The sequence below is a fragment of the Klebsiella indica genome (genome assembly GCF_005860775.1).
GTDB lineage: Bacteria > Pseudomonadota > Gammaproteobacteria > Enterobacterales > Enterobacteriaceae > Klebsiella > Klebsiella indica.
This window is the reverse complement of sequence record NZ_VCHQ01000001.1, coordinates 112471-125842: the sequence shown is the minus strand read 5'-3', so window position 1 is coordinate 125842 and position 13372 is coordinate 112471. Positions and strand designations below refer to the sequence as shown.

Below are 13372 nucleotides of genomic sequence, written 5' to 3'. Positions count from 1 at the left end.
ACACCATGATGGACAACCTACGCACGGCCGCCAATAGCGTCGTGCTTAAGATTATTTTCGGTATCATTATCGTCTCGTTCATTTTGACTGGGGTGAGTGGTTACCTGATTGGCGGTAGTAACAACTATGCCGCGAAAGTGAACGGCCAGGAAATTGGTCGAACCCAATTTGAAAATGCCGTCGCCAGCGAGCGTAATCGTATGCAGCAGCAGCTTGGCGATCGCTTCTCGGAGCTGGCGGGTAATGAAAATTACATGAAAGCGATGCGTCAACAGGTGCTGAACCGTCTGATTGACGAGGCGCTGCTCGACCAGTATGCCCGTAAACTTGGCCTTAGCATCAGTGACGAGCAGGTTAAGCAGGCTATCTTTCAGACCCAGGCTTTTCAGTCGAACGGTAAATTTGATAACGAGCGCTTTAGCGGTATCGTTAATCAGATGGGGATGACCACGGACCAGTATGCGCAGGCCCTGCGCAATCAGTTGACGACTCAGCAGCTGATTAACGCTGTTGCCGGTACCGACTTTATGCTGCCGGGAGAGTCTGACCAACTGGTGGCGCTGGTTTCACAACAGCGCGTGGTGCGTGAAGCGACTATCGACGTAAATGTGCTGGCAGCGAAACAAACTGCCACTGACGATGAAATCAACGCATATTACCAGCAGAATCAAGCGCGTTTTATGGCGCCTGAGCAGTTCCGCGTGAGCTACATCGAGATGGATGCCACGAACATGCAGGAAAACGTTTCGGACGAAGAAATTCAGGCATGGTATGACCAGCATCAGGATCAGTTCACTCAGCCGCAGCGTAAGCGCTATAGCGTCATCCAGACCAAAACCGAAGCGGATGCGCAGGCGGTGCTTGATGCGCTGAAAAAAGGCGCTGACTTTGCCACTTTAGCGAAAGAAAAATCAACCGACATTATCTCTGCGCGTAACGGCGGTGATATGGGGTGGCTGGACGATGCGGCAACCGTACCTGAGCTGAAAAACGCAGGTCTGAAAGAAAAAGGTCAGATCTCCGGCGTCATTAAATCTTCGGTTGGCTTCCTGGTGGCGCGTCTTGATGACGTTCAGGCGGCGAAAGTTAAACCGCTGTCTGAGGTTCGTACTGAGATCGCGGCGAAGGTGAAACAGGAAAAAGCGCTGGACGCCTACTATGCGTTGCAGCAGAAAGTCAGCGATGCGGCGAGCAACGATAACGAATCTCTGGCAAGTGCCGCCCAGGTTGCAGGCCTGAAAGTTGTTGAAACCGGCTGGTTTGGTCGTGATAACCTGCCGTCGGCGCTGAATTTCAAACCGGTTGCTGACGCTATCTTCAACGGTGGTCTGGTTGGTGAAAATGGTGCGCCCGGCAGCAACTCCGATATCATCACCGTTGACGGTGACCGTGCGTTTGTTCTGCGCATCAGCGAACATAAACCGGAAGCGGTAAAACCGCTGGCGGACGTCAAATCACAGGTAAGCGATATCGTTAAGCACAATAAGGCGGAGCAGCAGGCGAAGCTGGATGCTGATAAGCTGCTGACGGCCCTGAAAGCGGGCAAAGGCGACGACGCGATGAAAGCCGCAGGTCTGGCCTTTGGCGCGCCGCAGACGCTGTCACGCACCGGTCAGGACGCCCTGAGCCAGTCTGTCTTTGCACTGCCGCTGCCGCAGTCGGGCAAACCGAGCTATGGTGTCGGCACTGATATGCAGGGTAACGTGGTTCTGTTGGCGCTGGACGACGTGAAAGCGGGTACGATGCCCGAAGAGCAGAAAAAAACGATGATTCAGGGGATCACTCAGAATAATGCGCAGATCGCTTTCGAAGCGTTGATGAGTAACCTGCGTAAAGCCGCGAAAATTAAGTTCGGTGACATCATCAATCAGCAACAATAATTGCGTGTCTGCTTGGTAAAAGCCAGTAACGTGATGTAATTCTCAAAGGCCGCTTTCGCGGCCTTTTCCATTTCTGTTTTTTGCCTTTTGTACTCTTTTCCCCTCGTCGATATCGTGGCTCTGCTGTCTACAAACAAGGAGATAACAGCATGAAACGAGGAGTTAAAACCCTTATTGCCGCTGCCGTACTGGTTTGTGCGGCGGGAAGCCAGATAGCACAGGCGGCACCTTCCGCTGGCAAGGCACCGTCAATAACGAAAGAAAGTGTACCGTCGCCACCGGTGAAGGCTTCTGAGGCGTTAAGCGCGACCAACCGGGAAGGGAACCGGGTCAGTATTAATAGTGCCAGCGCTGAAGAGCTGTCGCGGGCTTTGAATGGCGTTGGCCTGAAGAAGGCACAGGCCATCGTGAGTTACCGGGAAGAATATGGGCCATTTAAAACCGTGGATGATTTAAAACAGGTACCTGGTATGGGCAACGCGCTGGTGGAGAGAAATCTGTCACACCTGAAGCTGTAATTTTTCAGCGTATGTTTGCACAGTGGTAAATATTTGCCAGACTGAAGAGGTCACATAGGTGGTGTGACCTCTGACCTCAATACAACAATTAAAGACAAGGCATTTACGCTATGCAGACACAAATCAAAGTTCGTGGCTATCATCTGGATGTTTATCAGCACGTGAATAATGCGCGCTATCTGGAATTTCTCGAAGAGGCGCGCTGGGAGGGGCTGGAAAACAGCTCGGGCTTCCAGTGGATGAGCGCGCACAACATCGCCTTTGTGGTGGTGAATATTAATATTAACTACCGTCGCCCTGCCGTGCTGAGCGATCTGCTGATTGTCACCAGCCAGGTGCAGCAGTTAAACGGGAAGAGCGGCATTTTAAGCCAGGTCATTACGCTTGAGCCGGAAGGGCAGGTTGTGGTGGACGCGCAGATTACTTTTGTCTGTATTGATTTGAAAGCGCAGAAAGCCTTGCCGCTGGAAGGTGAGTTGCGCGAGAAACTGGAGCAGATGGTGAAGTAATGGAAAGTTGCCTGATGGCGCTTCGCTTATCAGGCCTACGGGCGACATTGACCCGGGTGAATGTCGCCAGGCCGGATAAGGTGCGTGTACCGCCATCCGGCAAAACGATCACTTTAACCCGGTTTTGTGCTTCATTGCCGCCATCACTGTCGGTTTATCCGCCAGATAATGGTTCAGACCGTTGGCGCGCAGATTACAGGCGGCACATTGACCACAGCCGTCTCCCTTAATGCCGTTATAGCAGGTCAGGGTTTCGATGCGCACCAGATCTAACTGGCCCCAGTAATCGGCTAATGCCCAGGTCTCGGCTTTGTTGAGCCACATCAGCGGCGTCTCAAAGCGAATATCTTTCGCCATTCCGAGGCTGACCGCATGGTGCAGCGCTTTCACGAACTCGTCACGGCAGTCCGGGTAGCCGGAAAAGTCGGTTTCGCAAACGCCGGTAATAATGGCTTCCGCTTTAACCTGATAAGCATAAATTGCTGTCAGCGTTAAAAACAGGATGTTGCGTCCGGGTACGAAGGTGTTGGGGATCCCGCTGGCGTCCGGCTTGTAGTCCGGTACCGGAATGCTGTCGCGCGTCAGACTGCTGACGGCCAGTTCATTAAGCAAGGTGACATCCAGCACTTTGTGAGCGACCGCACCCAGTTTCAGCGCAAGCTCGCGGGCAACGTCAATCTCCGCGCGGTGGCGTTGGCCATAATCAAAAGTGACGCAATGCACTTCGTCATACTGTTGCAGTGCCTGCACCAGGCAGGTCGTCGAATCTTGTCCTCCGCTGAAGACAACTACGGCGCGTTTCATGGTAATTCCTGACTGTTAATATGATGGGCGTATGGTAGCGCCTGATGAACGCGACGACCAGCTCTGTCGCGACGTTGCAGCCAGGAAGCACGGCGCAGGTGGAATCAAACCCACCGTGCGCGTGCGGATGGAATCTTTTGCCGCACGGAGACGATCACTATTTTACCTGCAGCATTTCCGCGATTTGCGCCTGCCACGGAGAGACATCGCCAATATTGGCCGCGACCCACTGCGGGTTGTAGTAGCTTTCCAGATAGCGTTCGCCGCTATCACACAGCAGAGTAACAATTGAGCCGGTACTGCCCTCTTCACGCATACGAACGGCCTGGTGCAGCACTCCCCACATATTGGTGCCGGTTGATGCCCCGACCTTACGTCCGAGCAGCGTTTCCAGCCACAGCGCGGTGGCGACGCTGGCGGCATCCGGCACGCGAAGCATCTCATCGACCACATCGGGGATAAATGAAGGTTCGACGCGTGGGCGGCCGATACCCTCAATTTTGCTGCCGACCGGGCTGCGGAGGCGGGTATCGCGGCTCTGCCAGTAGTCCATAAAAACCGAGTTTTGCGGGTCAACCACCATTAACCGGGTATCATAACCCTGACTGCGGATGTAGCGGCCAATGGTTGCCGAGGTTCCGCCGGTGCCTGCGCTCATGACGATACAGGAGGGCTGGGGGTGAGGTTCATGGCTCATCTGGCGGAAGATGCTGTCGGCGATATTGTTATTTCCACGCCAGTCGGTAGCGCGTTCGGCAAAGGTAAACTGATCCATATAATGACCATTCAGTTCGCGTACCAGCGTTTCGGAAGCCGCATAGATTTCACAGGCATTGTCGACAAAGTGACAGCGGCCACCATAAAACTCAATTTGTTCAATTTTACGTCTCGCCGTACAGGAAGGCATAACGGCGATAAACGGCAGGCCTAAAAGACGGGCGAAGTATGCTTCAGAGACAGCAGTAGAACCGGAAGAGGATTCGATAATTGTCGTTCCTTCTTTAATCCAGCCATTGCACAAACCATAGAGAAACAGGGAGCGGGCCAGGCGATGCTTCAGACTGCCGGTCGGATGGGTACTTTCATCTTTCAGGTAAAGCTGGATGCCGGGGAATGCCGGCAACGCAAGACGAATAAGATGCGTGTCGGCAGAACGCTGATAATCGGCATTAATTTCGCTAATCGCGTGTTTTACCCATGCGCTGTTCATGTTGATTTCCTGTTTGTCATTTTGTGCCCAGCTTAGCGGAAACAGAAGGAAAAATTGTTGCCATTTAACCTTTCAATTACAATGAACGGAGTAAATTTTTCTCTCGAGGTGCGCAATGTTAGATAAAATAGACCGTAAGCTGCTTTCTCTGCTGCAAAATGACTGTACCCTTTCTTTGCAGGCGCTGGCTGATGCCGTTAATCTGACCACCACGCCCTGCTGGAAGCGTCTGAAGCGGCTGGAAGACGACGGTATTCTTCGCGGGCGCGTTGCCTTGCTGGATGCGGAAAAAGTCGGGCTTGGGCTGACGGCCTTTGTGCTGATTAAGACGCAGCATCACAGTAGCGACTGGTATTGCCGCTTTGTCAGCGAGGTCAAGCAGATGGCGGAGGTTCTCGGCTTCTGGCGCATGGCGGGAGAGTATGACTATCTGCTGCGGGTGCAGGTGGCAGATATGAAGAGCTACGATGATTTTTATAAACGTCTGGTGAATAGCGTGCCAGGGCTCTCGGATGTCACTTCGAGTTTTGCGATGGAACAGATAAAATACACCACAGCCTTGCCTATTGATTAACGGCTTCTGCCGCCACGAATTACACATTCAGGATTTAACCGCTTGCGATTATTTGTTCAACTTAGCTGGTATTTTCGCCGGGAGTGGCGCCGTTATTTCGGCGCCGTTACTCTGCTGATTATCATTGCCATTCTCCAGTTGGTGCCGCCAAAAGTGGTGGGCATCGTGGTTGATGGCGTCACGAAACAACACGACACCACAGAAAAGGTATGGATGTGGATCGTCCTGCTGATCGTTATTGCGGTGATGGTCTATCTGCTGCGCTATGTCTGGCGCGTTCTGCTGTTTGGCGCCTCTTATCAACTGGCTATAGAGCTACGCGAGGATTTCTATCGCCAGCTTAGTCGTCAGCATCCGGCTTTTTATCTGCGCCACCGTACCGGCGATCTGATTGCCCGCGCAACAAATGATGTTGATCGGGTGGTTTTTGCTGCCGGCGAAGGGGTGTTGACGCTGGTGGATTCCATGGTCATGGGCTGTGCGGTGCTGATTGTGATGTCGACGCAGATCAGCTGGCAGTTAACCTTGCTGTCGCTGCTGCCGATGCCAATTATGGCGCTGGCGATCAAGCGCAATGGCGAGGTGTTACATGAGCGCTTTCGCGTGGCGCAGGCGGCATTTTCCAGCCTGAACGATCGTACTCAGGAGAGCCTGACCAGTATTCGCATGATCAAAGCCTTTGGCCTTGAAGACCGGCAATCGGCGCAGTTTGCCGCCGATGCCGCGGATACCGGGGCGAAAAATATGCGCGTGGCGCGCATTGACGCCCGCTTTGATCCCACGATTTATCTCGCCATAGGTACTGCCAACCTGCTGGCGATCGGCGGCGGTAGTTGGATGGTTTTGCAGGGCAGCATGACCCTTGGGCAGCTTACCAGCTTTGTGATGTATCTCGGCCTGATGATTTGGCCAATGCTGGCGCTGGCGTGGATGTTTAACATCGTCGAGCGCGGCAGCGCGGCCTATGCGCGGATTCGTACCATGCTGGAAGAGGCGCCGGTCGTTAACGACGGCAGAGAACCCGCGGCGGAAGGGCGGGGTGTACTCAGCTTCGCTGTTCATAAATTTATCTATTCACAGGCCAATCGTGCCGCTCTGGAAAAGGTCAATTTTACGCTGCAGCCCGGGCAGAGACTGGGCATTTGCGGGCCGACCGGTTCCGGCAAGAGCACTATACTGGCATTGCTTCAGCGTCATTTTGACGTGACTGAAGGTGACATCCGCTTCCACAATGTTCCTCTGACCCGGCTACAACTGGATAGCTGGCGTGCCCGACTGGCGGTGGTCAACCAAACGCCATTTTTGTTTTCCGATACTGTCGCCAGAAACATTGCGCTCGGCAAACCGGAGGCGACGCAGGCGCAAATTGAGCATGTCGCGCGGCTTGCCTGCGTGCATGAAGATATCCTGCGTCTGCCGCAGGGATATAACACCGAAGTCGGTGAGCGCGGCGTGATGCTTTCCGGCGGGCAGAAACAGCGCATTTCCATTGCCCGCGCGCTACTGCTGGAGGCGGAGATTCTGATTCTTGATGATGCGCTGTCGGCGGTGGACGGCCGCACGGAACACCAGATTTTGCATAATTTGTCGCAGTGGGGGGAGGGGCGGACGCTGATCATCTGCGCCCATCGCCTGTCGGCGTTGACGGAAGCCAGCGAGATCCTCGTGATGCAGCATGGGCATGTCGCCCAGCGTGGTCGCCATGAGGCTCTGAGCGCACAGCCGGGCTGGTATCGCGATATGTACCGTTATCAACAGCTGGAAGCGGCGCTGGATGATGTGCCACAAGAACCAGAGGAGGTCGCTGGTGCGTAGTTTTACTGAACTCTGGCCGACGTTAAAGCGCCTGTTGGTTTATGGTTCTCCGTGGCGCAAACCGTTAATGATCGCGGTTATCATCATGTGGGTTGCGGCGATAGCGGAAGTGAGCGGTCCGCTGTTGATTAGTTACTTTATTGATAACATGGTCGCGAAACATGCGTTGCCGCTGAAGTTAGTGTGCGGCCTCGCCGCCGCCTACATTGGCTTGCAAATGCTTGCTGCAATTTTGCATTACTGTCAGGCACTGCTGTTTAATCGGGCCGCGGTCGGCGTGGTGCAGCAGTTGCGGAGCGACGTGATGGATGCCGCGCTGCGTCAGCCGCTCAGCGAGTTTGATACCCAGCCGGTCGGACAGCTTATCTCACGGGTGACTAACGATACGGAAGTGATTCGTGATCTGTACGTCACCGTTGTGGCTACCGTATTGCGTAGCGCTGCTTTGATTGGCGCGATGCTGGTGGCGATGTTTAGCCTCGACTGGCGGATGGCGCTGGTGGCTATTGCCATCTTCCCCGCGGTGCTGAGCGTGATGATGATTTATCAGCGCTACAGCACGCCAATCGTCAGACGCGTCCGCAGTTGGCTGGCGGATATTAACGACGGTTTTAATGAAGTGATTAACGGCATGGGGGTTATTCAGCAGTTCCGCCAGCAGGCGCGGTTCGGCGAGCGGATGCGTGAAGCCAGCTACGCGCACTATCTGGCGCGTATGCAAACGCTGCGCCTCGATGGCTTTCTGCTGCGTCCGTTGCTGAGTTTATTCTCTTCATTAATTCTCTGCGGTTTGTTGATGCTGTTTGCTTTTAGTCGCAGCGGAATGATTGAGGTCGGGGTGCTGTACGCCTTTATTAGCTATCTTGGGCGCCTGAACGAGCCGCTTATTGAGTTGACAACTCAGCAGTCGATGCTGCAGCAGGCGGTCGTCGCGGGGGAGCGGGTCTTCGAACTGATGGACAAACCGCGCCAGGCCTGGGGCGAGGATAACGAACCGCTGCGGAGTGGAGAGATCAGTATCGAACATCTCTCTTTTGCCTATCGCGACGATAGCCTGGTGTTGCAGGACATCAATCTCACTATCCCGTCGCGCAGTTTTGTGGCGCTGGTCGGCCACACCGGTAGCGGTAAAAGCACTCTGGCGAGCCTGATGATGGGATACTATCCGTTAACTCAGGGAGAGATTTGTATCGATGGTCGTCCGCTTCCTTCATTAAGCCACCGTGCACTACGCCAGGGGATTGCGATGGTGCAGCAGGATCCGGTCGTGCTGGCGGATACCTTCTATGCTAACGTCACGCTTGGCCGCGATATCAGCGAAGCTCAGGTCTGGGACGCGCTGGAAGCGGTGCAACTGGCAGGGCTGGCTCGTGAAATGGATGGCGGGCTTTATACGCAGTTGGGCGAGCAGGGGAATAACCTCTCTGTCGGTCAGAAGCAGTTACTGGCGCTGGCTCGCGTGCTGGTCGATACGCCGCAGGTGCTGATCCTTGATGAGGCGACGGCCAATATTGACTCCGGGACCGAGCAGGCGATTCAGCAGGCGCTGGCGCGGGTGCGTGAGCACACGACGCTGGTGGTGATTGCGCACCGCTTATCGACCATCGTCGAGGCTGATACGATTCTGGTATTGCATCGCGGTCAGGCCGTAGAGCGCGGGAGCCATCAGCAACTGCTGGCGGCTAAAGGCCGTTACTGGCAGATGTATCAGTTGCAATTAGCGGGCGAAGAGCTGGCGGCCAGCGCCCAGGAAGCGTCGCTTATTGCCTGATGCACTATAAGCAGGCAGCCTCTGCATTGTGGTTTAATCTGGTGCAAGAATGTCACATATTGCGCACTGAAATGGTGCGATTTTAGTTGGTGGCGGCGTTTTGCCGCTTCGTTTCAGCAGAGTTACTCTTTTTCCTCCGCATTCAAGGGCCGCTTAGCGGCCCTTTTTCATTTCTGGCATAGCCTTTGCTTTATTCCCTGCGTGTTAGCTGCGGCCATTACCGAATTCTGACTGGAGGGGACTTATGAAACTGGTTACCGTGGTAATCAAACCATTCAAACTGGAAGACGTGCGTGAAGCATTATCTTCAATGGGTATTCAGGGCCTCACGGTCACTGAAGTTAAAGGGTTCGGCCGTCAGAAAGGCCACGCGGAGCTTTATCGCGGTGCCGAATACAGCGTTAATTTTCTTCCTAAAGTGAAGATTGACGTTGCGATTGCTGACGATCAGCTTGATGAAGTCATTGATGTCATTAGCAAAGCGGCTTACACCGGAAAGATTGGCGACGGCAAAATCTTTGTCGCCGAGCTGCAGCGCGTCATTCGCATTCGTACCGGCGAATCTGACGAAGCGGCACTGTAAATTTCAGAGCACACAGTGATGGGGAACGAAACAATGAAGATAGCAACAATGAAAACAGGTCTGGGAGCTCTGGCGCTTCTTCCGGGACTGGCGATGGCCGCTCCGGCAGTAGCTGATAAGGCCGACAACGCTTTTATGATGATTTGCACCGCGCTGGTGCTTTTTATGACCATTCCGGGAATTGCGCTGTTCTATGGTGGCTTGATCCGCAGTAAAAACGTTCTTTCTATGCTGACCCAGGTCATTGTGACCTTTGCTCTGGTCTGCGTGTTGTGGGTGGTTTATGGCTATACCCTGGCTTTCAGCACAGGCGGTAGCTTCTTCGGCAACTTCGACTGGGTACTGCTGAAGAATATTGAGTTAAAAGCGCTGATGGGCAGCTTCTATCAATATATTCATGTTGCTTTCCAGGGCTCTTTCGCCTGTATTACCGTCGGCCTGATTGTCGGTTCGCTGGCTGAACGTATCCGCTTCTCCGCGGTGCTGATTTTCGTGGTGGTATGGTTGACCCTCTCTTATGTGCCGATTGCGCATATGGTATGGGGCGGCGGCTTGCTGGCGACGCACGGCGCGCTTGATTTCGCGGGCGGTACGGTTGTACACATCAACGCCGCGGTTGCCGGACTGGTGGGTGCCTACATGATGGGCAAACGCGTTGGCTTTGGCAAAGAAGCGTTCAAACCGCATAATCTGCCGATGGTCTTCACCGGTACCGCTATTCTCTATGTTGGCTGGTTTGGCTTCAACGCCGGTTCAGCTAGCGCGGCGAACGAAATTGCCGGTCTGGCTTTCGTCAACACCGTAGTAGCAACGGCAGCGGCCATCCTGGCGTGGACCTTCGGTGAGTGGGCGACTCGCGGTAAACCGTCTCTGCTGGGCGCATGCTCCGGGGCCATTGCGGGCCTGGTCGGTATCACTCCAGCGTGTGGCTACATCGGTGTTGGCGCCTCTCTGATTGTGGGTATCGCGGCGGGCCTGGCGGGTCTGTGGGGCGTAACCGTGCTGAAACGTTGGTTGCGTGTTGACGATCCGTGCGATGTGTTCGGCGTACACGGCGTTTGCGGTATTGTCGGTTGTATCCTGACCGGTATCTTTGCTGCGGCCTCTCTGGGCGGCGTGGGTTATGCGGAAGGTGTGACCATGGGCCATCAGGTGCTGGTACAGCTGGAAAGTATTGCGCTCACTATCGTCTGGTCCGGTGTTGTTGCCTTTATTGGTTACAAAGTTGCCGATATGACCGTAGGTTTGCGCGTACCGGAAGACCAGGAACGCGAAGGTCTGGATGTGAACAGCCATGGCGAAAACGCCTACAATGCCTGATCAATAACGTATTTCCATGCACAACAGAGCCTCCCCAGGGAGGCTCTGTTTTTTTATGCGTTACGGTTACGTATCACGCCTTCCTGCACTGCCGATGCGACCAGCGTGCCATCCTGAGCGTAGAACTCACCGCGGACAAAACCCCGCGCGCTAGAGGCGGAGGTGCTTTCAACGCTGTAAAGCAGCCATTCGTTGATGTCGAACGGGCGATGGAACCACATTGAGTGATCGATAGTGGCAACCTGCATTCCTGGCTCCAGAAAACCGACGCCATGCGGCTGCAGCGCCACAGGCAGGAAGTTAAAGTCAGAAGCGTAGCCCAGCAGATACTGGTGAATACGGCGATCTTCCGGCACCGCCCCGTTGGCGCGGAGCCATACCTGGCGAGCTGGCTCTGCAACGTGGCCTTTCAGCGGGTTATGAAATTCAACCGGACGAATTTCCAGTGGTTTATCGCAGAGAAATTTATCTTTAACCTGCGGTGGCAAGAGGTGGGCCAGCTTACGGGCGATATCCGTTTCAGAGGGTAAGGTGTCCGGGGCGGGCACCGTGGGCATCGTTTTTTGATGTTCGTAGCCAGGTTCCGGGGCCTGAAAAGACGCGGTCATATAGAAAATAGGCTTGCCGTTCTGAATGGCCGCAACCCGGCGGGCGCTAAAGCTATTACCGTCGCGCAGGACTTCAACGTCATAGACGATAGGTTTCTGACTGTCCCCGGGACGCAGAAAGTAGCTGTGGAACGAGTGAACCAGACGTTCCGCCGGGACGGTCTCTTTGGCTGCATAGAGTGCCTGACCTACCACCTGGCCGCCAAAGACCTGGCGCAATCCCAGATCCTCGCTCTGCCCGCGGAATAGCCCTTCTTCAATTTTTTCCAGATTTAATAATCCCAGCAGATTGGTTAGTGCCTGACTCATAGTGACCCTCAATCAATGGTGGCTGCCGTGCGCAGCGCGTTATTGAGGCAAAGTATAACCTGGAATCGTAAGTGGTCCGATGGGTGCAAGAATCTGAATATGGGCTCATTTCCAGGAAGAGAACTGAGATCTGTGCCACACTTATTCACGATGCTCATGTCCTGTTCCTGATCCTGGCAGGATGTGCTCCTGTTATATAAGGGATAAAAAGGAGAAAAGAATGAAAATTGCCTATATGCTAAGCGCGTTAGCCGTGGCGGCGACGTTATCTGCCTGTGCGAATAATCACGGCAGCAATACAGCGAACCAGACGGCGGCACCCGATCCTTATGGCATTGCCTCTCTAAGCTCCTCGCAGCAACAACCTAATGTCTCAGGGACCATCAACATTCGACATCGCGTGGCATTACCGCCGGATGCTGTATTGACCGTGACCTTATCGGATGCGTCCCTGACTGATGCGCCCGCGCGCGTCCTGTCGCAAAAAGCGGTCAGGACGGAAGGAAAGCAGGCGCCGTTTAACTTTGTATTGCCTTATAACCCGGCGGACATTAAGCCCAACGCACGCATTCTGTTAAGTGCCGCGATTACCGTTAATGGCCAGTTGATGTTTATCACTGATACGGTGCAGACAGTGATTAACCAGGGCGGTAATCGTGCCGATCTGCATTTGATACCGGTCCAGCAAACGGCGGTACCAATGGCTAATGACGCTGTGCCTGCCGCGCAATAATCACGACCATGCCCCTCTCCGGGGCATTTATTTACCTTTAATAAATCCAGCGATAGTGTTGCAGGTCGATATGGCCACTACCGGAAACCTGTACGCCCTCCGCCAACAGCGCCTGGCGTTGGCGCTGTAGATCGGGGCCGGTGAGGGAGATAACGCCATGACGGTTAACCACGCGATGCCAGGGAAGCGTGGACCCTTCCGGCAGCCGCTTTAACACACCTCCCACCTGGCGTGCCGCACGCGGCGAACCTGCCAGATGCGCAATATCGCCGTAGGTGGCAACGTAGCCTTCTGGAATCGAGGCCACTATCTGCCAGACCCGCTGGGGGAAAGTATCGTGAGAATTCATGCTACATCCTGTTGCCGGAAAGATTCAGAATAAGCGTTAGATGACCGCCTGTACAGATAGCGGATGAAGCCGCAGGCTTTTGGCCGCGCGATATCCTCAAGGCGTCTTTGCCTGTATCGGAGCGTACGGACAAAGGGTTTCTACAGTGTTCATTTCTCTCCTTTGTGCAATAAACCAGCAGCTAATCGGCGGTAGCTTGCAATTCACCGGGCCAGCAGGGATAATGCGCCAGCGCGTCAGGTCACTGGCGCTCTCAATGGGGGCCCTGTTGGTTCTCCCGCAACGCTACTCTGTTTACCAGGTCAGGTCCGGAAGGAAGCAGCCAGAGCAGACGACGTGTGTGCCGGGATGTAGCTGGCAGGGCCCCCACCCATTTGTGCTAACGACAC

At 54.5% G+C, this 13372-nt stretch carries 13 protein-coding genes and 1 other RNA gene; 10 read left to right on the top strand and 4 right to left on the bottom strand.

Annotation, left to right across the window (positions count from 1 at the left end; translation table 11 throughout):
• Positions 1–5 precede the first annotated feature (5 nt).
• From ppiD to FE839_RS00590, 3 genes are all read left to right on the top strand, one after another.
• On the top strand, positions 6–1880 hold the full coding sequence (ppiD, locus tag FE839_RS00600) for a peptidylprolyl isomerase (RefSeq protein WP_138358083.1): 1875 nt from the start codon (positions 6–8) through the stop codon (positions 1878–1880).
• Positions 1881–2029: 149 nt separating this feature from the next.
• Positions 2030–2398, top strand: coding sequence for a helix-hairpin-helix domain-containing protein (locus FE839_RS00595; protein ID WP_138358081.1), 369 nt, complete (start codon positions 2030–2032; stop codon positions 2396–2398).
• 110 nt (positions 2399–2508) lie between these two features.
• Positions 2509–2907, top strand: a complete 399-nt coding sequence (locus FE839_RS00590) for a YbgC/FadM family acyl-CoA thioesterase (protein ID WP_138358079.1) — start codon at positions 2509–2511, stop codon at positions 2905–2907.
• 108 nt (positions 2908–3015) lie between these two features.
• On the opposite strand, the gene queC is transcribed toward FE839_RS00590, so the two are convergent.
• A complete protein-coding gene (gene queC, locus FE839_RS00585; RefSeq protein ID WP_138358077.1) occupies positions 3016–3711 on the bottom strand; it encodes a 7-cyano-7-deazaguanine synthase QueC in 696 nt (231 codons plus the stop codon).
• A gap of 157 nt (positions 3712–3868) precedes the next feature.
• A complete protein-coding gene (locus tag FE839_RS00580; protein ID WP_138358075.1) occupies positions 3869–4921 on the bottom strand; it encodes a PLP-dependent cysteine synthase family protein in 1053 nt (350 codons plus the stop codon).
• A 115-nt stretch (positions 4922–5036) separates the two neighbouring features.
• Between FE839_RS00580 and FE839_RS00575 the strand changes: the two genes are divergently transcribed.
• The 5 genes from FE839_RS00575 (at position 5037) to amtB (ending at position 10984) form a co-directional block, all read left to right on the top strand.
• The gene (locus FE839_RS00575; protein WP_138358073.1) at positions 5037–5495 is read left to right on the top strand and encodes an Lrp/AsnC family transcriptional regulator; all 459 of its coding nucleotides are present in this window, start codon (positions 5037–5039) and stop codon (positions 5493–5495) included.
• 42 nt (positions 5496–5537) lie between these two features.
• The gene (locus FE839_RS00570; RefSeq protein ID WP_138358071.1) at positions 5538–7310 is read left to right on the top strand and encodes a SmdA family multidrug ABC transporter permease/ATP-binding protein; all 1773 of its coding nucleotides are present in this window, start codon (positions 5538–5540) and stop codon (positions 7308–7310) included.
• Entirely contained in the window at positions 7303–9081 is a 1779-nt protein-coding gene (locus tag FE839_RS00565) for a SmdB family multidrug efflux ABC transporter permease/ATP-binding protein (protein WP_138358069.1), read from the top strand. The genes FE839_RS00570 and FE839_RS00565 overlap by 8 nt, the downstream gene beginning before the upstream one ends.
• A gap of 244 nt (positions 9082–9325) precedes the next feature.
• A complete protein-coding gene (gene glnK / locus FE839_RS00555; protein ID WP_008503304.1) occupies positions 9326–9664 on the top strand; it encodes a P-II family nitrogen regulator in 339 nt (112 codons plus the stop codon).
• A 33-nt stretch (positions 9665–9697) separates the two neighbouring features.
• Positions 9698–10984, top strand: a complete 1287-nt coding sequence (gene amtB / locus FE839_RS00550) for an ammonium transporter AmtB (protein ID WP_171034786.1) — start codon at positions 9698–9700, stop codon at positions 10982–10984.
• Between the two features lie 53 nt (positions 10985–11037).
• Here amtB and tesB read toward each other — a convergent pair whose 3' ends face one another.
• Positions 11038–11901 carry an acyl-CoA thioesterase II gene (gene tesB / locus FE839_RS00545; protein ID WP_138358067.1) on the bottom strand — a complete coding sequence of 288 codons (864 nt, stop codon included), beginning with the start codon at positions 11899–11901 and terminating at the stop codon, positions 11038–11040.
• 220 nt (positions 11902–12121) lie between these two features.
• Here tesB and FE839_RS00540 point away from each other — a divergent pair, with 220 nt between their 5' ends.
• Positions 12122–12634: a YbaY family lipoprotein gene (locus FE839_RS00540; protein ID WP_138358065.1), complete on the top strand. Its 513-nt coding sequence runs from the start codon at positions 12122–12124 to the stop codon at positions 12632–12634.
• A 37-nt stretch (positions 12635–12671) separates the two neighbouring features.
• Here the strand turns inward: FE839_RS00540 and FE839_RS00535 are convergent, their stop codons facing one another.
• Complete coding sequence (locus tag FE839_RS00535) at positions 12672–12983, bottom strand: MGMT family protein (RefSeq protein WP_138358063.1); 312 nt, start codon at positions 12981–12983, stop codon at positions 12672–12674.
• A gap of 266 nt (positions 12984–13249) precedes the next feature.
• On the opposite strand from FE839_RS00535, the gene ffs reads away from it, so the two are divergent.
• Positions 13250–13346, top strand: an RNA gene (gene ffs / locus FE839_RS00530) — signal recognition particle sRNA small type.
• Positions 13347–13372: the final 26 nt, after the last annotated feature.